This window comes from Celeribacter sp., from assembly GCF_048261515.1.
In the GTDB taxonomy this organism is placed as follows: Bacteria; Pseudomonadota; Alphaproteobacteria; order Rhodobacterales; family Rhodobacteraceae; genus Celeribacter.
The window spans coordinates 43,335-62,255 of the sequence record NZ_JBLXFZ010000006.1 but is presented as its reverse complement, the minus strand read 5'-3'; the positions used below and the strand labels follow the sequence as shown (position 1 = coordinate 62,255).

The following is an 18,921-nucleotide window of genomic DNA, read 5'->3' as shown; positions in this document are numbered from 1 at the left end:
CGGGCCCGATTGGGTCCGCGTTTTGTCATTTCGGGCTGTCTGCTTTGCGTCGGACTTGTGTCGGACATCCGTCGGGCAAACTGTCGGGCACCTGTCAGGCAGGCAAGGTACGCAGGGGCGGCTTAGAGCTGCTCCACGGCGACCTTCTGCGGGTAGAAGGCGAGGTAGCCCTTGAGCGCGGCCACATTCTCTTTGGGGTCCTCGTAGGACCAGCCCGCATTCTCGATCACCACCGATTTTGTGTGAATCGAATAATATGTCGCCTCACCTTTGAAAGGGCAGGAAGAGGTGGTTTGCGATTGTTCGAGAAAGGCCATCGCGAGATCGTCGCGTGGGAAGTAAATCACGGGCGGCAGATCGCCTTCGTTGAGTTCGAGAGCGCGGGTGGTCTCCCCGAGCACTGCGCCGCCAGCACGCACAACATAGGTTCCAGGCAATTCGCGGACGGTAATATGATCATCCATGGGCCGTCTCCTCTTTGTCAGGGTGTTAAGGCCGAGTAATAACAAGCATTTGGTTGAGGGGCTAATTTACAGAGGCGCAACGGCCTGACGCAACCATTCTTTCGCTGCGTCACTTACGCGCGGGGCGATCTTTTCCCAGACCTCCTGATGGTAGTCGTCGAGCCAGTCGCGTTCCCACGGGGCCAGTTCGTCGGCCAGAATGAGCGAACGGTCGATGGGCACGAAGGTGAGCGTCTCGAAATCAAGGTGGTCGCGGTCGTCACCATCCCCGATGGGCGGGGCCGCACGCACGGTGATCAGGTTCTCGATGCGGATGCCATATTCGCCCGTGCGATAATATCCGGGCTCGTTGGAGAGGATCATGCCCTCCTGCAAAGGCAGCTGCGAGATGCGCGAGATGCGTTGCGGGCCTTCGTGGACGCTGAGATAGGCACCGACACCGTGGCCCGTGCCGTGGTCATAGTCGCGCCCCATCCGCCACAGAGGCGCACGCGCCAGAGAGTCGAGATGCGCGCCCGACACGCCACGCGGGAAACGGGCGGTGGAAAGCGCGATCATCCCTTGCAGCACGGCGGTGAAAGCCCGCCGCGCATCGCCCGCCACATCGCCAAGCGCGACGGTGCGGGTGATATCGGTGGTGCCATCGACATATTGTCCGCCGCTATCCACGAGGAGAAGTTCGCCTTCTTTGAGTGCGCGGTTGCTGTCCTCGCTCACGCGGTAATGCACGATTGCGCCGTTGGGGCCAGCGCCCGCGATGGTCTCGAAGGAGATGTCCTTGAGGTGGTTGGTCGCGGCGCGGAAACCCTCGAGTTTCTTCACCACGTCGATCTCGGTCAGCCCGTCAGGGTCGTTGCTTGCGAGCCATGCGAGAAATTCCACCATCGCCGCCCCGTCGCGCAGATGCGCCTCGCGCGAGCCTGCGATCTCGGCCTGCGTCTTGCAGGCTTTCGGCAGGGCGCAGGGATCGTCGCCCTCGATGATCTCGGCGGCCTCGCCATCGCGCATCAGCGAGAGCACCGCATGTGGCGCGTCGGTGGGAGAGATCAGGACTTTTCCAGACAAGCCTTTGAGATAATTTGAAAACTCGCTGCGCGGGGCAATGGTGATGCGCGGGTCGGGGCCAAGGGAGGCATATTTCTCGGGCGCATCGAAAAGCGCGATTGTGCCGTTTGCGTGGACCACGGCGAAGGCCTGCACCACGGGGTTATGCGCAATGTCGGCTCCGCGAATGTTGAGCAGCCACGAGATGCTGTCGGGCAGGGTCATCACATGCGCATCCGCGCCCGCCGCCTTGATGTCCTCGCAAAGCGCATCGACTTTCTCGGTGGAGCTACGGCCCGTCAATTCGATGGGCTGGGCGGAAACGGGCGCTTCGGGCCGCGCGGGACGGTCGGTCCAGATACGGTCGACAAGGTTGGGCGAGGCGACCAGCGTTTTGCCCACGGGTGTCAGGTCTTCGCGCAGTTTGCGAACCTCGGTCACGGTATGCAGCCATGGGTCAAAGCCGATCTTCTCGGCCTCCGTGCCTTTGAACCATGCCGCGACGGTGGTTTCGGGCCAGTCGATGAAGTCGAAAACCTCTGCATCGCATTGTGAACGCACTTGGACGCGGTAGCGCCCGTCCACGAAAAGGGCGGCGCGGTCGTGCAGGATGGCGGCGCTGCCTGCCGAGCCTGTGAAGCCCGTCAGCCAAGACAGGCGCGCATCGCAGTCAGCGACATATTCGCCCTGATGGGCGTCGGCACGCGGCACGAGAAAGGCGTCGAGACCCGTTTCGCGCATCTGCGTGCGCAGCTGCGTGATCCGCGGTGCGGCTTGTTCGGGGCGGGATGCGACCTCAAAACTCTGGAACATAATCTAGTCCTTCTTGCAGTCGGGTCATTCGGGCAGGGCAGGGCGCGGGGGACCACATTTGGTGTCCGTCCGCCGCCAGCCCATGTGCAGTCCTATGACGCTTTGCGGATGCCCATGACGCGGGCGCGGGCGCGCGGATCGCTGTCAAACAGCGCGGCCAGTTGTTCGGTAATTGCGCCCGCCAGTTGCTCGACATCGGTGATCGTCACCGCGCGATCATAATAGCGGGTCACATCGTGGCCAATCCCGATGGCGAGAAGTTCGACCTGTCGGCGTTTCTCCACCATTGCGATCACATCGCGCAGGTGCTTTTCGAGGTAGTTGGCGGGGTTGACCGAAAGGGTGCTGTCATCGACGGGCGCGCCGTCGGAGATGACCATCAGGATCTTGCGCGCCTCGGGGCGGGCGGTCATGCGGCGGTGTGCCCATTCGAGCGCCTCGCCGTCGATGTTCTCCTTGAGCAGGCCCTCTTTCATCATCAAGCCGAGGTTCTGGCGCGTGCGGCGCATGGGTGCATCGGCGGATTTGTAGATGATATGGCGCAGGTCGTTAAGGCGACCGGGGGTTTGCGGGCGTCCGGCGTTGAGCCATTCCTCGCGGGCCAGCCCGCCTTTCCACGCGCGGGTGGTGAAGCCGAGGATTTCGACCTTCACGCTGCAACGCTCAAGGGTGCGCGCGAGGATATCGGCACAGATCGCGGCGATGGAGATGGGGCGGCCACGCATGGAGCCCGAATTGTCGAGCAGCAGGGTCACAACCGTGTCGCGGAATTCTGTGTCTTTCTCGATCTTGAAGCTCAGCGGTGTTGTCGGGTTGGCCACCACGCGGGCAAGGCGGCCTGCGTCGAGGATGCCCTCTTCGAGATCAAATTCCCACGAGCGGTTCTGCTGCGCCTGAAGGCGGCGTTGCAATTTGTTGGCCAGCCGCGAGACCGCGCCTTTGAGCGGTTCGAGTTGCTGGTCGAGATAGGTGCGCAGGCGTTCGAGTTCGGCAGGTTCCGCGAGGTCTTCGGCACGGATTTCCTCGTCGTTGGCTTCCGAGAACACCTCGTAGTTGGGGTCGGCCTCGGAGACAGGCTGGGGCTGCGGCGGGGTGATCTCTGCCTCGTCGTCGGGCAGTTCCATCTCCTCGGTGAATTCCTCGCTGGCCATGTCGTCGGAGGACACGGAGGCCTCCTGTTGGTCCTGCTGTTCTTCCTGCTCGCTTTCGGGGGCGGCCTCGTTCTCGTCTTCCTGTTGTTCGTCCTCGCCCTCGTTTTCGAGCGATTCCTCGTCCTCTTGGCTCTCGGCGTTCTGGTCGTCTTCGGGATCAACCTCGTCGGGATCGTCGCCCAACTGGTCGCCGTAGCCGAGGTCTTCGATCACGCGGCGGGCGAGGCGGGCGAAGGCTTTCTGGTCTTCGAGGAAGCTATCGACATCGGCCAGCGCATCGCCTGCCTGACCTTCGATGAAGTCGCGCCACAGGCCCGTAATGTTTTCGGCAGCGGGCGGCAGATCGCGTCCCGTGGCCGTTTTGCGCAGGTGGTAGCCGAGGGCGGCGGCCAGCGGGGCGTCCTCCTGCCGTGTGATATCGTCATAGCCACGGCGCATGGCGTCATTGGCGATCTTGGCGTCGATGTTGCCCGCCGTGCCTGGCATGTGACGCGCCCCCACGGCTTCGCAGCGCGCGGTTTCTAGTGCGTCGTAGATGTCGTAGGCCATCTGCCCTTGCGGCGCGTAGCGGTTGAAGGTGGCGTTGTCGTGGTAGCGGTGGCGCAAGGCCAACGCATCCGCCGTGCCACGCGCGATCAACACTTCCTCGCTCGTCATGCGGCGCGACACCTGCGGCAGGCGCAGGGTGTCGTTGGTCAGCCCCGCAGGGTCCATCGAGAATGTCACCGTCAGGTCAGGGTCGTGGGCCAGCACTCTCGTGGCATCTGAGAGCGCTTTCTTGAACGGATCGGCGGGGTTGTCGCTTGGCTTGGTCATGGCCTCGTTAAACCACCGTGCGCGACGCGCGTCCAGTGAAAGCGCATCCGCGCAGCAGCGCGGGAACCCTTGCAAAAATGCGCGTTCCGCGCGGGGAAGCCTTTGCACAGGTTTTGCGCAATTACGCACCTTTCATGGGGTTGAGATGTTTTCATGTGCGAATACCTATAGGTGGAACGGCCGAGTGGACGGGCAGCAGCACGTCCCTCGCATCACCCAAAGCCCCGTGCATTTCGCACCCAGACCTGAAGTGACACCAACAAGGAGAGACATATGTCCACGCCACGTATCGCAATCATCATCGGTTCCATCCGCGACGCCCGATTTGCCGACAAGCCCGCGCAATGGCTGTTGGAGACAGCCAAATCCCTGCGCGATGATCTGGAATTTGAACTGGTTGATCTGCGCGATTTTGACCTGCCGCTTTTCAACGAGGCGGCATCCAACCTCTTTGCCCCGTCGCAAGACCCCGCCGCCGTCGCGTGGCAGAAGAAAATCGCGGAATTTGACGGCTATATCTTCGTCGTCGCCGAATACAATCACTCGATCACGGGCGCGCTGAAAAATGCGCTCGATCAGGCCTATGTCGAGTGGACCCGCAAACCGATGGCGGCTCTGGGCTACGGTGGCGTTGGTGCCGCGCGGGCCGTTGAGCACCTGCGCACTATTGCGGTCGAATTGCAAATGGTCCCCGTGCGCAACGCTGTGCATATCGGCGGCGGAGATTTCATGGCCGTGCATCCGATGGGCGGCGATGGTCCGATCTCCGATATCGAGGATCATATTCTGCCCTCCCTCAAAGGAACGCTTGAGGATGTGGCGTGGTGGGCGAAAGCCACGAAGGCCGCGCGGGGGTGAATGCTCCGCTCGCTCAGGCGATTTCACAAAGGAAAGGCCCGCATCTGCGGGCCTTTTCGTATTGCATCGTGACGCGGAAGGCGGCGGCGGTTAACCTTCGTTCAGCCCGATATGTGCCTCATAGGCGTGCCAGCTAAGATCCATCGGCCATGCTGCGGAAATAGGCACACCGACGTGGCCGTAAAGCAGTGAAAGATGCCGTTCCGCATGTGCCTCGGACGCTCCGGCGTGTGCGATGAGGTAGAGGGCTCCCGCCAGCCCCGTGCGATCAGCGCCCGCCTTGCAATGAACCAGAAGCGGTTTAGGCGCGTCGCGCATGATGGCGATCAACTCTTCGGCCACTTCGGGCGAGATCACCTTGCGGTCGGACATGGGGAAGTCGATGTGGATCAGGCCAAGCTCGTCGGCGGCCGCGCGTTCGGTGTCATACCAATCCGAACCAGGAGCGATGCCGCGCAGGTTCAGCACGGTTTTGCCGCCATCCTCCACCGCGAAACGCTCCAGCATTTCGTAGTCGGGCTGGGCCGAGCGATAAACTTCGCCCTCCACAATCGCGTGGTAGTTGCCGCTCAGTTGCAGGTAGGCCAGATAGCCGATCAGGGAGGAGAAAAGCACTACACTCACGAGCGCAAGGCGGCCGATGATGCGCCAGACGCGGCGACGGCGCGGGGGGTTTTCAGTGCGTGGTGGGTCGGTGTGGTGGGTCATTCAAGTCTCTCGTTTGGAGTGCAGTCATTTTGAGAATGTCGAGGCAGCACGGGTGAACGGTGATCGTTTTTGTCCCGTTGCGCATTGTGCCTCGCGCAGAAGACTCCAAGTCGGAGATGGAGCGGAAGAAATGCTCCATGGTATTGGGTTTAAAACGATATTCCGTCAGGTCGTTATGAAAATTTTGAAGGGAGTAAGACACAAAAAACGCGACGGAAAATACACCGTCGCGTTGTCTGCAATCGTCGCGATTGCAGATTGTCGTATATTTTTGATCCACCCCGGCGCTGTAACGAACAGCGCCGCGATGGCGTCCCCCTTGATAACGCATGGTTCTTCTCCCGAAGATGCCCCTGCGTTACCCTAGAGCATCAATTCAGCTCAGCGCAACACTTACGGCGCTTTCGGGAAGTTCTTCGTCAAAGCAGCGCTGGTAGAATTCGGCGACCGTCTGGCGCTCCAGCTCATCACATTTGTTGAGGAAGGTGAGGCGGAAGGCATAGCCGATGTCGCGGAAGATTTCGGCGTTCTCGGCCCAAGTGATCACCGTACGCGGGCTCATGACGGTGGAAAGCTCGCCGTTCATGAAGGCTGTGCGGGTCAGTTCGGCCACTGTCACCATCTGGCTGATGTTCTTGCGGCCCTTCTCGGAATTGTAGTGCGGGCATTTGGATAGGACGATATTGGCCTCGGCGTCGTGGCTGAGATAGTTCAGCGTTGCCACGAGCGACCAACGGTCCATCTGCGCTTGGTTGATCTGCTGCGTGCCGTGGTAGAGGCCCGTTGTGTCGCCAAGGCCCACGGTGTTGGCCGTGGCGAAGAGGCGGAAGTAGGGGTTCGGCGTGATGATCTCGTTTTGATCAAGCAGCGTGAGTTTACCGTCATGCTCCAGCACCCGCTGGATCACGAACATCACGTCCGCGCGGCCTGCGTCATACTCGTCAAAGACGATGGCGACGGGATTGCGCAGCGCCCAAGGCAGGATGCCTTCGTGGAATTCCGTGACCTGCTTGCCGTCGCGCAATTTGATCGCGTCTTTCCCGATCAGGTCGATACGGGAGATGTGGCTGTCGAGGTTGACGCGCACGGAGGGCCAGTTGAGGCGGGCGGCGACCTGTTCGATGTGGGTCGATTTGCCCGTGCCGTGGTAGCCTTGGATCATGACGCGGCGGTTGTGGGAAAAGCCCGCGAGGATCGCCAGCGTGGTGTCGGGGTCGAATTTATAGGTCGGGTCGAGGGCGGGAACGCGGTCGGTGGCTTCGGCAAAACCCTTTACCGTCATGTCGGTGTCGATGCCAAAAACATCACGCACAGAGATCGTTTCGGTTGGTTTGAGGTTCGCGTCCATCGTTCGTGCCCTTCTCGGAATTGCTTGAGTGTCTTCGTGCCCCAATGCGCGCTCGGGTGCAAGGGGCGGTGGGGGGTAAATGCGCACAGGCACCTCGCGCTGGCGTGATCAGGCGTGATCTGTGGTAAAAGATCCAAACCCCGCCCCGCCCCGTAACCCTTGTAACTTCGACGCAGTGTCGGAGTGCTAAACAGGGATACATACCATGAAACGCATTCTCGCAACCGCCGCCGCAACCGCACTTCTCACCGGGGCGGCATTTGCCGACCATCACATGGACAACCCGATGGTGGGTGGTGCCGAGATGATGGCTGATAAAACCATCGTCGAAAACGCCGTAAACTCTGCCGATCACACCACGCTGGTGGCGGCTGTGCAGGCCGCAGGTCTGGTGGAGACGCTTTCGAGCGAGGGTCCGTTTACAGTCTTCGCACCGACCAATGACGCTTTCGCTGCCCTTCCCGATGGCACCGTCGAGACGCTTTTGATGGAAGAGAACAAGGACCAGCTCACCAAAATCCTGACCTGCCACGTGGTTGCTGCCGATGTGATGTCTGAGGCGCTTGTCGGCATGATCGAGGCTGACGGGGGTGTGCACGATATTCCCACCGTGGGCGGATGCACGCTCAAAGGGTCCGTGTCCGATGGCATGGTGATGATCGAGGACGAGCAAGGCAATGCCGCCACCGTCACCATCGCCGATGTGAAACAGTCGAACGGCGTGATTCATGTGGTGGACAAGGTTCTTCTGCCCGCAATGTAATGCCACTTGCGGCCCGCGCGGATGGGTTAGACCGCTCCGCCGTGCGGCACGCAGGGCATGGAAGGTGCGCTTTCGGGCGCACCTTTTCCTATGTGGGGTAGGGAGGGTGTCCTTCCATTCGCGCATGGACACGGGCGGACGCGCCGCCTACATCTGGTCGGGACAAAACCAAACGCAGGGTGTGATATGAGCGGACTTCTGGCACTTCTCGACGACGTGGCGGGCATCGCCAAAATCGCGGCGGCCAATGTCGATGATATCGCGGGCCAAGCGGTCAAGGCTTCGGCCAAGGCGGCGGGCGCGGTGATTGATGACGCGGCGGTGACGCCGAAATATGTGCAAGGGTTCCAGCCCGCGCGTGAATTGCCCATCGTGGGCAAGATCGCCTTCGGCTCCATCCGCAACAAGCTGCTGATCCTCCTGCCTGCCGCACTCCTGATGTCGAGTTTCGCGCCATGGCTGATCACGCCTTTGCTGATGCTGGGCGGGTCGTATCTGTGTTTCGAGGGTGCCGAAAAGATCTATCACCTGTTCAAACCGCATGAACCCTATGCCGACGGTCAGGCGACGGGGGCGGGCGATCCGCGCCACCTCGAAGAAGAGAAGGTCCGCGGGGCGGTGAAGACGGATTTCATTCTCTCTGCCGAGATTATGACCATCATTCTTGCCGCACTCGATCCGACCGCGAACATCTGGTTCACGGCGGGGGCGCTGGCCATTGCGGGCGTTTTGATCACCGTTGCGGTCTATGGTGCCGTGGCGCTGATCGTGAAGGCCGATGATGTGGGGCTTTGGCTCGCGCGGGTCGGCAGGCTGTCATTCACGCGCGCGCTGGGGCGGGGCATCGTCAAGGTGATGCCGTGGCTGATGAAGGTCTTGATGGTGGTTGGCACCGCCGCGATGATCTGGGTCGGCGGGTCCATCGTGATCCACGGGCTGCACGAGTTCGGGGTGCATCAACCCTATCAGGGCATTCACGACCTCGCCCATGCCGCAGGCCATGCGGTGATGCAGGCGGAAGCGGCGGTGACATGGGGTGTCACGGCCTTCTTCGACGGGGTGTTCGGATTGATCTACGGGTTGATCCTGATCCCGATCGTGGCGCGGATTATCGACCCTCTTATCCGTCTGGGTACGGGCAAGGAGGCGGGGGGGCATCACTAAGGCTCCCTGCGCTCGACGCGCAATAGCTTAGCCCCACAGGCCTCTGTCCCGCTCAAGCCTAGCGGTATGTCAGCCTGTCTCGTCATCCGAACGAGGCGGCGCGCGCCTGATTTTGCGGAGGCGTAATTCGTGCAGGTGATCCGTCGGACATCTGTCATACGGTCCGTCCGTCAGGGTGCCGGCATCCCCGCTTTGCTGGCGCACGGCCCTGCGGGCCGCGCAACCCACCAGCAAGACGCCTAGCAGCCACAGGATGATCGAGGCGGGGGCGGAAATCACCGCCAGCGGCGCAACGAGCGCGCCAGAGACAAAGATCAACGGGGCGCTGGCCAGTGTCGTGATCGGCTCTTCCACAAGAAGCACCGAGGCGGCCAGAGCCAGAAGACAGGTCATGCCCGCGCTGAGCAGCATGGTGAGAAAGCCCGAGGTGAGCATCGCAACCGCCGACCCCGCCCACCACCGCAGAAAAATCGGCCCGAAAAACGCGCTACTTCCCGCCGCAGCGGCGGTCAGGCAGATCGCCGTTCCAAGCCCTGCTTCGCGCACAATGGTGTGGAAAAAGGACGGCAGCATCGCGCCCACGGTAAACGCCACAAGCGCCAGCCGCATGGGCAGCAGCGGGCGCGGGGCGGGTATGTGGGAAACCAGAGACATAGCGGGCGCGAACAACTCAATCGGATAGCAAACAAATGCACGGACAAGTCGGAAGACTAGGGTGCAAGTGTTACCAAATGGTTGATTGCTACGCGCCCGACGCCCTCACGCGCCGATACCCCGCCGTTACTTGAACCAGCGGCTTTCTTTGAGTTGGTCCCACGCCCAGACAACTTCCTGCAACTGCTCTTCTTGCGAGCGGTCACCGCCGTTGACATCAGGGTGCAGCACTTTGATCAGGGAGCGATACTGCTTCTTGATCTCGGCCTTGGTCCAGTGATCCTTGGCTTCCAGAATCTCCACGGCGCGGCGCTCGGTCGGAGGCAGCTTGCGTGTCGGCGCGCTGGGGTCGGATTTGCCGGGGTTGCGCGTGGCATTCTCGCCAAGCACCTCATGGGCATCATCAATCCCCAGACGCTCCCACGCGCGTTGCTCCACCGACTTCTTGCCAAAGGGCTTTGTCGGACGCTCGCCCGTTTGGGAGGCCTTGATTTGCTCTTCCATCTCTTCGGGCGTGGCGTTGTCGAAATAGTTCCACTTGAGATTGTACTCGCGCACGTGGTCCTTACAGAACCACTTGTACTCGTCGAGGTGATCGGGAGAGCGCGGCGCACGATACTGGCCCAGCTCTTCACAGCCTTCCCACTCACACTTGCGTTTCGATGTTTCGAATGCGCCGGACATGCCACGACGGCCGCCACGACGACGCTTCTTGTCCTTCGCTGCGGACATATCGAAACCGAAGGGATCGTTCTTATCCATCTGCATCAACCTTTTCGACTCGGACGCAAGACTTTAGAGGAGGAACAGGAAATGGAAAAGGGGCGCGGACGATGAAAATGGTTAAAGCGATAGAAGATCGGCTCAAGGCGGCGTTTTCTCCGCGTGAACTGGTGGTGATTGACGAAAGTGCCAAACATGCGGGGCATGCGGGCAACCCTGGCGGGGATGGCGAGACGCATTTCCATGTGCAAATGCGCGCCGATGCCATGGCGGGTCTGTCGCGTGTTGCGCGTCACCGTGCGGTGCATACGGCCCTTGGCGATCTGGTGCCTCAAATCCACGCGCTGTCGCTTGATCTCGACGCATAGGGGCTGCGGCGCATCTGCCTTCACCTGTTTGGAAATATCCCAAGGTGGTGCGGGAGGAGGGGAATCCCCCGTTTTCAGCTGCGCGGTGCCTCTTCGCTCTCACCCGTTAGTCGGGGCTCAATACGGGGGGTGACGGGCTCTTCTGCCGCCTCCTGCGCGGCAGCAGCGGCATCGGCGCGGGCTTCCGCTTCGGCCACGGCGGCATCGATCTCTTCGGTCGGATAGGCGCCGAGAACAGGCGCGCCTTCCTCTTCCAATTCGCGGCGGAAGACCAGAACCGTGTAGTAGCTCATGGTTTTCGAGGTCAGGCCCGAACGCTGCTCAAGCGGCAGCGTGTCGGAGCGCAGGTATTCCCACCCGTCGGCCCCGTAGCTGTTGAGCAGGGACATCAGGGCTTGCGCCATGCGGCCATCCGCGCCTTTGACGCCCTTGGCTTTCTCGCCCTTTTTGGGGGCGGGGACAGACAGGTATTCGTAGCGCGGCATGAGCTTTCTCCCTTGGGTCCATCGAGCAATGTGTCCCTGAGCGGGCGCGCAGGTCAAGCCCGCGTGCCCGTGGCACCTTACAGACCGAGTTTTTCCGTCACCATCTTGTTGACTGCGGCGGGGTTGGCCTTGCCACCCGTGGCCTTCATCACCTGACCGACGAACCAGCCCGCGAGTTTGGGGTTGGCCTTGGCCTTCTCGACCTGTGCGGGGTTGGCGGCGATCACCTCGTCCACGGCGGCCTCGATGGCGCCCGTGTCCGTGACCTGCTTCATCCCGCGGTCCTCGACGATCTGCGCGGGATCACCGCCCTCGGTATAGACGATCTCGAAGAGTTCCTTGGCGATCTTGCCCGAAATGTCACCCGCCTTGATCAGCTTGACGATACCGCCGAGCTGTTCGGGGGAAACGGGGCTATTGGTGATCTCCTTGTCGTCTTTCTTCAGACGGCCGAAAAGTTCGTTGATCACCCAGTTGGCCGAGAGTTTGCCGTCGCCGCCCGTGGCCTGAACCTTCTCGAAGAAGTCGGCGTTCTCGGTCTCGGCGGTTAGCACGCCCGCGTCATATTCGGACAGGCCGAATTCCTTCACGAAGCGTGCCTTTTTCTCGTCGGGCAGTTCGGGAAGTGTCTTGCCGATCTCGTCCACCCATTCCTGTTCGATCTCCAGCGGGAGAAGGTCGGGGCAGGGGAAGTAGCGGTAGTCATGCGCCTCTTCTTTCGAGCGCATGGAGCGGGTTTCGTTCTTGGCCGCGTCATAGAGGCGGGTTTCCTGATCCACCTCGCCACCGTCTTCCAGAATCGCGATCTGGCGGCGGGCTTCATAGTCGATGGCCATCTGGATGAAGCGCGTGGAGTTCATGTTCTTGATCTCGCAGCGCGTGCCGAGATGGGAGAAGTCCTGCGTTTCCTGATATTTCTCGTATTGACCGGGGCGGCAGACCGACACGTTCACGTCCGCGCGCAGGTTGCCGTTTTGCATGTTGCCGTCGCAAGTGCCCAAGTAACGCAGAATCTGGCGCAGTTTGAGGACATAGGCAGCGGCTTCTTCAGGCCCGCGGATGTCGGGGCGCGAGACGATTTCCATTAGCGCGACACCGGTGCGGTTGAGATCGACGAAGGACATATTGGGGTCCATGTCGTGAATCGACTTGCCCGCGTCCTGCTCAAGGTGGATGCGTTCGATCCGCACGAGACGCGCCACACCGGGTTCCATGTCCACAAGCACTTCACCTTCGCCCACGATCGGGTGGTAAAGCTGCGAAATCTGGTAGCCCTGCGGCAGGTCGGGGTAGAAGTAGTTCTTGCGGTCGAAGGCGGAGAAGAGGTTGATATCGGCCTTCAGACCCAACCCCGTGCGCACCGCCTGCTCGACGCAATATTCGTTGATCACGGGCAACATGCCCGGCATGGCCGCATCCACGAAAGACACGTTCGAGTTCGGCTCGTTGCCGAATTGAGTCGACGCGCCAGAAAAGAGTTTCGCCTTCGAGGCCACCTGTGCGTGGATTTCCATGCCGATCACAAGTTCCCAGTCTTCCTTCGCACCTGCGATGGTTTTGACTTTGGGGGTGGTGTATTCGAGATGGTCGAGCATGGTGTCTTGTCCTTACGCGTGCCGTTGGTCGGCCATTTGGGCATCTGTCTGGCCTTGCCCAAGCCTTCTAGGGCAGGGCGGGAGGCGGGGCAAGAGGGGCGTGTTTCAACTTGCCTTATAGGGGATGGATTGCGGCGCGCCCTCTTTGAGAATGTCGAAGGTCAGCCGCCCGTCCGCGTCGCGGCCCGCCTTGTAGGTGAGCAATTCGTCGGCTTCGTTGTCGGCGGTGAAGGTCAGCACTTTCGGGGCGATTTCCGTCACATCTGCGGCGGGGCGCAATTCGCTGGAGCAGATGATCAACTGGTCGCCGACCTGACAGGTGCGTGCCGCCGCGCCGTTGAGGATACACTGACGCGCGCCGCGCTCGCCGTAGATGACATAGGTGGAGATGCGTGCGCCCGACTGTTTGTTCCAGATATCCACGAATTCCATCGGCAGGATGCCCACGGCCTCGCAATGGTCGGGGTCGAGGGTGATGGAGCCGTGATAGTCGAGATCGGCCTCGGTAACGGTGATGCCATGCAACTTGGCAGCGACGAATTGTTTCATGGATAGCGGCTTTGGTTCTCGTGTCGGATTGGCGATTTGCGCGACTCTATGGCGCTCAGGGCCGCATTGCGCAAGGGGGGTGCTTTGCAACCGCCCGCGGATGGCGCATTATATGGGGGTCGATAGAGAGAGCGCTGCACGCCCCCATGCCGTTTTGCTACCTGAAATATCTGGCCTTTGGCCTGTTGCTCCTTGCCCTCCTGACGGGGCAGGCTCATGCGATGGAGCGCAGCCCGCTGCCTGTGCCGCGTCCCTATGTGCTTCGGATGCCCGAATTGCGTTGGCACAGCCAGCCCAAGGGGGAGGCGTGGACGCGTGCGACGATGGAGGCGGTGCAGACCCATGGCGCGCGGCTTTTGAATACCGTGCCGCGCGATATTGATGCGTGGTGTCCGGGCTATGCGCAGGCGGACAAATCCGACCGTGCGGCCTTTTGGGCGGGGTTGCTCTCGGCGCTTTCCTATCACGAAAGCACGTGGCGGGCGGATGCTGTGGGAGGGGGTGGGCAATGGTATGGCCTGACACAGATCGCCCCTCCTACCGCGCGTTGGCGCAGATGCCGTGCCCAGACGGGGGAGGCGTTGAAGAACGGCGCGGCGAACCTGTCGTGTGCCGTGCGGATCATGTCCGTGACCGTGCCGCGCGATCAGGTGGTCGCGGCGGGGATGAAGGGGGTGGCTGCCGATTGGGGGCCGTTTCATTCCGACACCAAACGCGCGGACATGCGGCGCTGGATCAGCAAGCAGCCCTTTTGCAAGGCGCGGATGACACGTTCGCCCTTTCCTATCCTGCGCCCGCAAGCGATGCTGCGTGAGGCGGTGTTGCCGCCTGCGCGCCCCTCCACGCGACCTTAGGGCGCACAAGGGCGCCAAAATGCACTGGCCTTGCGCGCCAAACCACCTTTGCCGCGCGCTCGACCCGTGATAGCCGTTTGACCAAACGATCAGCTATGACAAAGGAACCGCCCATGCCTGCTTTGCGCCCCGATATCGATCCCGATGGCCTGCTCGAATTTTCGGTCGTCTTCACCGACCGCTCGCTCAACCATATGTCCGCCGCTTTCCAAGGCGTGATGCGCGACATCCATGCGACGCTTTGCGAAGTCTATAACGCCGACACCGCAGCCGTTGTGCCTGGTGGCGGGACATACGCGATGGAAGCGGTGGCGCGGCAACTGGCGACGGGTGAGGATGTGCTGGTCATCCGCAACGGTTGGTTCTCCTACCGCTGGACGCAGATATTCGAGGCAGGGCAAATCCCCGCAAACGAGACTGTGCTCAAGGCGCGGCGCACGGGCAATGCCGTGGACGCCCCTTTCGCACCTGCGCCCATCGAGGAAGCGGTCGCGCGGATCAAGGCCGAAAAGCCCAAGGTCGTCTTTGTCCCCCACGTCGAAACCTCTTCGGGCATGATCCTTCCCGACGACTATATCCGCGCGCTCTCTGACGCTGTGCATGAGGTCGGTGGCTTGATGGTGCTCGACTGTATCGCCTCTGGCTGCGCATGGGTGGATATGAAAGCCACGGGCGTCGATGTGCTGATCTCGGCCCCGCAAAAGGGGTGGTCGGCGCAGCCTTCGGCGGGTCTGGTCATGCTCTCGGAGGCCGCAGTCGAAGTGGTAAAAGCGCGCCAGTCCACCTCCTTTGCGGTGGACCTTGGCAAGTGGCTCACGATCATGGAGGCCTATACGGGTGGGGGACATGCCTATCACGCCACCATGCCCACCGACGCCCTGCGCGCCTTCCGCGACACGATGCTGGAGACAAAGGAATATGGCTTTGCCAAACTCTGCGAGGCACAATGGGAGCAGGGCAACCGCGTCCGCGCCCTTCTCAAGTCGCGCGGCGTGAAGTCTGTCGCCGCCGAGGGTTTCGAAGCCCCCGGTGTGGTGGTCGCCTATACCTCCGATCCCGAGGTCCAGTCGGGCCGTGCCTTCGGCGCGCTGGGGATGCAGATCGCGGCGGGTGTGCCGTTGCAATGTGACGAAGGGCCAGACTATTCGACCTTCCGCCTCGGCCTCTTCGGCCTCGACAAGCTCTATGACGTGGACGCCTCGGTGGCGCGTCTGGAAGCGGCCCTTGATGAAGTCATGCCCGCGTAAGGCGCTTCGCTGCAAAATATTCGAAACGGCGCGTCCTGATTACGGGGCGCGCCGTTTGCATATCTGGGGGCGGAAAAAATAGGTCAGGTCTGGTCGGTCAGGTCAGAGGCCCAAGACCTGCCCGCATTACCCCGCGCCGAAGCGGTGTGACATCATGCACGGCCTTCAGACCCATCTGGCGGATTTGCCCCAGCATCCCATCGGGATTGCGCACCACGCGGTTGAATTTATCGACCACGAAAGCGCGGGTGGAAATGTCGCGGTGGCGGGCGCGAGCGTAGGTTTCGAGCATCGCAGGTTCGCCGATAGAGGCGGGGTTTTCAAGCGCAAGATCAAGAAGTTGCGCGACGTCGTTAAGAGACGTGTTCAACCCCTGCGCGCCGATGGGTGGCAGCACGTGGGCGGCCTCGGCAACCAGTGCAACCCGCTCGGCGCTCAGGCGGTCGGCCAGTTGCGTGATGATCGGGAAGGCCGCACGATGGGAGGCCAGTTCGAGCGCGCCGTAAAGCCCCGCCGAACGGTCGGTCATCGCCGCATTGAACGCCTCTGGCTCCATGGTCAGAAGCTCCTGCGCCCGTGGCCCGCGGTTCATCCAGACAACGGCAGAGGCGTGCCGCCCGTCGATGTCGGCCAGCGGCACCATGGTGAAGGGGCCACCCTCGCGGTAGATCTCGGTGGAGACATTGTGGTGCGGTGCCTCGTGGAAGGCGGTGAAGGCGAGCGACTTCTGACCGTAGCGCGTGGTCGTCACACCGATGCCCGCCGCCTCGCGCACGGGGCTGTTTCGCCCGTCAGCGGCGATCACCAGCTTCGCGCGAATCTGGCTTTTGTCGGTGAGCGTGACAATGGCCTCGCCCGTGCGCGTGAGCAGGGATTTCACCCCCGTGCCATAACGCATCTCGCAATTGGGAATGGAGGGCAGGATGGCGAAAAGCTCGCGGCGGATCACCCAGTTGAGGAAGTTCCAGCCGAACGGCTCGTCGGCGGTCTCCGCGCCTTCGAACTGGCGCTCGGAGCGGATTTCGGGCGCGCCTGTCTCCCCCGTCACTGTATCCACCACCCGCAGTGCATCCAGCGGCGTGGCATGGGGCGCGAGCGCCTCCCAGATGCCGATACGTTGGAAGAGGTCGCGCGCGGGTCGCAGGAAGGCGGTGGAGCGCAGATCGCTGCCCGCATCATCGCCCACCGTCACGGGCGGGGTCGGATCGACCATCACCGTCTTAAACCCGCTTGCGCCGAAAGCTGCGGCGGTGATCATCCCCGCAATGCCGCCGCCCGAGACGAGGACATCGACGGTTTCAAAGGGGGGGCGGGCGGCTGTGGTCATTTGGCTCTCCGGTCAGGACGCGGGCGCAATCGTCGTGTGACAACAGATAGCCCCGCGCGCGGCAAATGTCCAAGCGACAGGCGGTCACAACCCGCCCGCGCGCTGTGCCTTTATTTTCCGACCGTCAGCAGGATCAGGCAGAGGTAGATCACAGGCACGGCGGCCAGTGCGGTCAGGCCGAGTACGGGCCAGCCGAAGGTCGCGATCCCGACGGCCACGGCGGCGATAACGAGGACGATTACGGCGAGGACGGCGGCCACGCCTTTGGGGGAGATGGAGGCTTCCTCGTCATGCGCATCGACGGGTGCTTCGGCGGCGGGGATGTCTTGGGTCAGGGTGGTATCGTTCATGTGCGTTGTCCTTTTCGGAGCATCTGTGTCGCGGTCAGCCCGCGCGGGCGCGCGCGACACTTGCGGATGTGCGTTTGATCTGGCCCTTATCTATGCACGCACAGCGCCCCCGTCAGGGCGGCGCTTTGACGCGCGACCTCCGCGCGCAGCGGCAAAATCGCGCACGGGGTAAGGCGTTGATTTTGCGCGTCTCTAGCGGGAGAACTGGCGCAAGAAGGGCGCGAGGTCGTCGGTGTGGTGGTGGATGTGCGGCGCTATGGCGCGGGCCTCGATCGGGGAAACATGCACAGTCTTCATGCCGAGCGCGTGGGGCACTTCGAGATTGCGCGGGTCATCCTCGAACATCGCCGCTTTTCCAGTGTCGATCCCGTCGCGCCGCACCACCGTGTCAAAGGCTTCGGCCATCGGTTTGGGGTGAAAGTCCGCGTGTTCGATCCCGTAGACCGCGTCGAAAATCCCCGCCAGACCGCGCGCATCAAGAACCCGTTGGGCATAGGGCTCCGAGCCGTTGGTATAGACGATCTTGCGCCCGGGAAGCGCGGTGATGGCTGCGTGCAGTTCCGCGTCCCGCGCCAGCACCGTGAAGTCGATGTCGTGGACATAGGTGAGGTAGGGCGCGGGGTCGGTGCCGTGGAGTTTCATCAGGCCCGAAAGCGTTGTGCCGTAGTCCTTCCAATAGGTGTCGCGCAGGCGGTTGGCCTCTTGCGTGTCGACGCCCAATTCCTTCGCCACCCATGCGGTCATGCGCGGCTCGATCTGTGCAAACAGCCCCGCCGAGGGCGGATAGAGCGTGTTGTCGAGATCAAAGATCCACGTCGTCACATGTGTGAAATCATCGGCTACCATGGGGCGTTGATAGGGGAGGTTGTGGGTCGGGGCAAGCATGGTGGTACGGCGTCTTCGTCCTTTCGGGCCACCCGTGCGGCGGATTGTTGCTTGATCGCGCGGAGCCTCGCTCTGTAAGGTGCGCGGGATATTGCAAAGGATGCGCCGATGACCGAGCAACGCAGCGGGCACAAAGACGCCTACGAACTCATTTTGGAGGCGATTGATACGGGCGTTTACCGTCCGGGCGACCGGCTTGTGGAAAGTGAACTGGCCGAGAGGTTCGGTTTCTCGCGCACGCCGATCCGTGAAGCGCTGCAACGACTTGAGACCCAATCCATGCTGACACGCGACGGGCGGTCGCTGATCGTGGCCTCGCTGGATCACAACCAGATGGCCGATCTCTATGTCGTGCGCACCGAGCTTGAGGGGCTGGCCGCGCGCCTTGCCGCCCGCCATGCCACGCCCGAAGAGGCCCGCGTGTTGCGTGATATGGTGGAGGAGGATCGCAAGCTCGTCAGTGATCCCGAGGCGCTGGCGCGTGCCAACCGCCGCTTCCACAAGCAGATCCACCTCGCCTCGCACAACCGCTATCTCGTGCAGCAACTCGACCTCGTGCATCGCTCGATGGCGCTTCTGGCGACCACCTCGCTGGCAGTGGAGGGGCGCGGGGATGAGGCCGTTGCCGAGCATGATGCCATTGTCACCGCGATTGAGGCGGGGGATGGCGACACGGCGCACCGCGCGCTCAGCGAGCATATTTCCAAGGCCTTTGTCACACGGCTCAAGATCGACGCTGGCAAGGAGCGCTAAGC

21 protein-coding genes are annotated in these 18,921 nt (G+C 62.1%); 7 read left to right on the top strand and 14 right to left on the bottom strand.

Annotation, left to right across the window (positions count from 1 at the left end; translation table 11 throughout):
- Positions 1–122: 122 nt before the first annotated feature.
- From ACN0SC_RS11625 to cobT, 3 genes are all read right to left on the bottom strand, one after another.
- Positions 123–464 (bottom strand): DUF427 domain-containing protein, encoded by a 342-nt coding sequence (locus tag ACN0SC_RS11625; RefSeq protein ID WP_417249847.1) that lies wholly within the window; start codon positions 462–464, stop codon positions 123–125.
- Between the two features lie 66 nt (positions 465–530).
- Positions 531–2,321 carry an aminopeptidase P family protein gene (locus ACN0SC_RS11620; RefSeq protein ID WP_417249846.1) on the bottom strand — a complete coding sequence of 597 codons (1,791 nt, stop codon included), beginning with the start codon at positions 2,319–2,321 and terminating at the stop codon, positions 531–533.
- A gap of 92 nt (positions 2,322–2,413) precedes the next feature.
- Positions 2,414–4,288 carry a cobaltochelatase subunit CobT gene (gene cobT, locus ACN0SC_RS11615; protein ID WP_417249845.1) on the bottom strand — a complete coding sequence of 625 codons (1,875 nt, stop codon included), beginning with the start codon at positions 4,286–4,288 and terminating at the stop codon, positions 2,414–2,416.
- Positions 4,289–4,561: 273 nt separating this feature from the next.
- Here cobT and ACN0SC_RS11610 point away from each other — a divergent pair, with 273 nt between their 5' ends.
- Positions 4,562–5,146 (top strand): NADPH-dependent FMN reductase, encoded by a 585-nt coding sequence (locus ACN0SC_RS11610; RefSeq protein WP_417249844.1) that lies wholly within the window; start codon positions 4,562–4,564, stop codon positions 5,144–5,146.
- Between the two features lie 90 nt (positions 5,147–5,236).
- On the opposite strand, the gene ACN0SC_RS11605 is transcribed toward ACN0SC_RS11610, so the two are convergent.
- The 3 genes from ACN0SC_RS11605 to cobS are packed head-to-tail and all read right to left on the bottom strand — an operon-like array spanning position 5,237 to position 7,202.
- Positions 5,237–5,854: a fused DSP-PTPase phosphatase/NAD kinase-like protein gene (locus ACN0SC_RS11605; RefSeq protein ID WP_417249843.1), complete on the bottom strand. Its 618-nt coding sequence runs from the start codon at positions 5,852–5,854 to the stop codon at positions 5,237–5,239.
- Entirely contained in the window at positions 5,823–6,185 is a 363-nt protein-coding gene (locus tag ACN0SC_RS11600; RefSeq protein ID WP_417249842.1) for a hypothetical protein, read from the bottom strand. Before ACN0SC_RS11600 ends, ACN0SC_RS11605 begins: the two co-directional genes overlap by 32 nt.
- Before the next feature lie 45 nt (positions 6,186–6,230).
- The gene (cobS, locus tag ACN0SC_RS11595; protein WP_417249841.1) at positions 6,231–7,202 is read right to left on the bottom strand and encodes a cobaltochelatase subunit CobS; all 972 of its coding nucleotides are present in this window, start codon (positions 7,200–7,202) and stop codon (positions 6,231–6,233) included.
- A 205-nt stretch (positions 7,203–7,407) separates the two neighbouring features.
- On the opposite strand from cobS, the gene ACN0SC_RS11590 reads away from it, so the two are divergent.
- Together ACN0SC_RS11590 and ACN0SC_RS11585 are read left to right on the top strand one after the other, a co-directional pair.
- Complete coding sequence (locus tag ACN0SC_RS11590; protein ID WP_417249840.1) at positions 7,408–7,965, top strand: fasciclin domain-containing protein; 558 nt, start codon at positions 7,408–7,410, stop codon at positions 7,963–7,965.
- 186 nt (positions 7,966–8,151) lie between these two features.
- A complete protein-coding gene (locus ACN0SC_RS11585) occupies positions 8,152–9,129 on the top strand; it encodes a DUF808 domain-containing protein (protein ID WP_417249839.1) in 978 nt (325 codons plus the stop codon).
- 69 nt (positions 9,130–9,198) lie between these two features.
- On the opposite strand, the gene ACN0SC_RS11580 is transcribed toward ACN0SC_RS11585, so the two are convergent.
- Complete coding sequence (locus tag ACN0SC_RS11580) at positions 9,199–9,783, bottom strand: hypothetical protein (protein ID WP_417249838.1); 585 nt, start codon at positions 9,781–9,783, stop codon at positions 9,199–9,201.
- A gap of 126 nt (positions 9,784–9,909) precedes the next feature.
- Entirely contained in the window at positions 9,910–10,545 is a 636-nt protein-coding gene (locus ACN0SC_RS11575) for a J domain-containing protein (RefSeq protein WP_417249837.1), read from the bottom strand.
- 71 nt (positions 10,546–10,616) lie between these two features.
- On the opposite strand from ACN0SC_RS11575, the gene ACN0SC_RS11570 reads away from it, so the two are divergent.
- Complete coding sequence (locus tag ACN0SC_RS11570; RefSeq protein ID WP_417249836.1) at positions 10,617–10,874, top strand: BolA family protein; 258 nt, start codon at positions 10,617–10,619, stop codon at positions 10,872–10,874.
- 74 nt (positions 10,875–10,948) lie between these two features.
- On the opposite strand, the gene ACN0SC_RS11565 is transcribed toward ACN0SC_RS11570, so the two are convergent.
- The 3 genes from ACN0SC_RS11565 to panD all read right to left on the bottom strand — a co-directional run bounded on the left by ACN0SC_RS11565 (position 10,949) and on the right by panD (position 13,503).
- A complete protein-coding gene (locus ACN0SC_RS11565; protein ID WP_417249835.1) occupies positions 10,949–11,359 on the bottom strand; it encodes a DUF4177 domain-containing protein in 411 nt (136 codons plus the stop codon).
- Between the two features lie 77 nt (positions 11,360–11,436).
- The gene (gene gatB / locus ACN0SC_RS11560; RefSeq protein ID WP_417249834.1) at positions 11,437–12,954 is read right to left on the bottom strand and encodes an Asp-tRNA(Asn)/Glu-tRNA(Gln) amidotransferase subunit GatB; all 1,518 of its coding nucleotides are present in this window, start codon (positions 12,952–12,954) and stop codon (positions 11,437–11,439) included.
- A gap of 105 nt (positions 12,955–13,059) precedes the next feature.
- Positions 13,060–13,503 carry an aspartate 1-decarboxylase gene (gene panD / locus ACN0SC_RS11555; protein ID WP_417249833.1) on the bottom strand — a complete coding sequence of 148 codons (444 nt, stop codon included), beginning with the start codon at positions 13,501–13,503 and terminating at the stop codon, positions 13,060–13,062.
- Positions 13,504–13,649: 146 nt separating this feature from the next.
- Between panD and ACN0SC_RS11550 the strand changes: the two genes are divergently transcribed.
- Positions 13,650–14,357 (top strand): transglycosylase SLT domain-containing protein, encoded by a 708-nt coding sequence (locus ACN0SC_RS11550; RefSeq protein WP_417249832.1) that lies wholly within the window; start codon positions 13,650–13,652, stop codon positions 14,355–14,357.
- A 113-nt stretch (positions 14,358–14,470) separates the two neighbouring features.
- The gene (locus tag ACN0SC_RS11545; RefSeq protein WP_417249831.1) at positions 14,471–15,604 is read left to right on the top strand and encodes an aminotransferase class V-fold PLP-dependent enzyme; all 1,134 of its coding nucleotides are present in this window, start codon (positions 14,471–14,473) and stop codon (positions 15,602–15,604) included.
- A 97-nt stretch (positions 15,605–15,701) separates the two neighbouring features.
- Here the strand turns inward: ACN0SC_RS11545 and ACN0SC_RS11540 are convergent, their stop codons facing one another.
- The 3 genes from ACN0SC_RS11540 to ACN0SC_RS11530 form a co-directional block, all read right to left on the bottom strand.
- Positions 15,702–16,931: an FAD-dependent monooxygenase gene (locus ACN0SC_RS11540; RefSeq protein ID WP_417249830.1), complete on the bottom strand. Its 1,230-nt coding sequence runs from the start codon at positions 16,929–16,931 to the stop codon at positions 15,702–15,704.
- Between the two features lie 110 nt (positions 16,932–17,041).
- The gene (locus ACN0SC_RS11535; protein WP_417249829.1) at positions 17,042–17,281 is read right to left on the bottom strand and encodes a hypothetical protein; all 240 of its coding nucleotides are present in this window, start codon (positions 17,279–17,281) and stop codon (positions 17,042–17,044) included.
- Positions 17,282–17,473: 192 nt separating this feature from the next.
- A complete protein-coding gene (locus ACN0SC_RS11530) occupies positions 17,474–18,127 on the bottom strand; it encodes a pyrimidine 5'-nucleotidase (RefSeq protein ID WP_417250054.1) in 654 nt (217 codons plus the stop codon).
- Positions 18,128–18,274: 147 nt separating this feature from the next.
- Here ACN0SC_RS11530 and ACN0SC_RS11525 point away from each other — a divergent pair, with 147 nt between their 5' ends.
- Positions 18,275–18,919 (top strand): GntR family transcriptional regulator, encoded by a 645-nt coding sequence (locus tag ACN0SC_RS11525; protein ID WP_417249828.1) that lies wholly within the window; start codon positions 18,275–18,277, stop codon positions 18,917–18,919.
- The last annotated feature ends 2 nt before the right edge of the window (positions 18,920–18,921 follow it).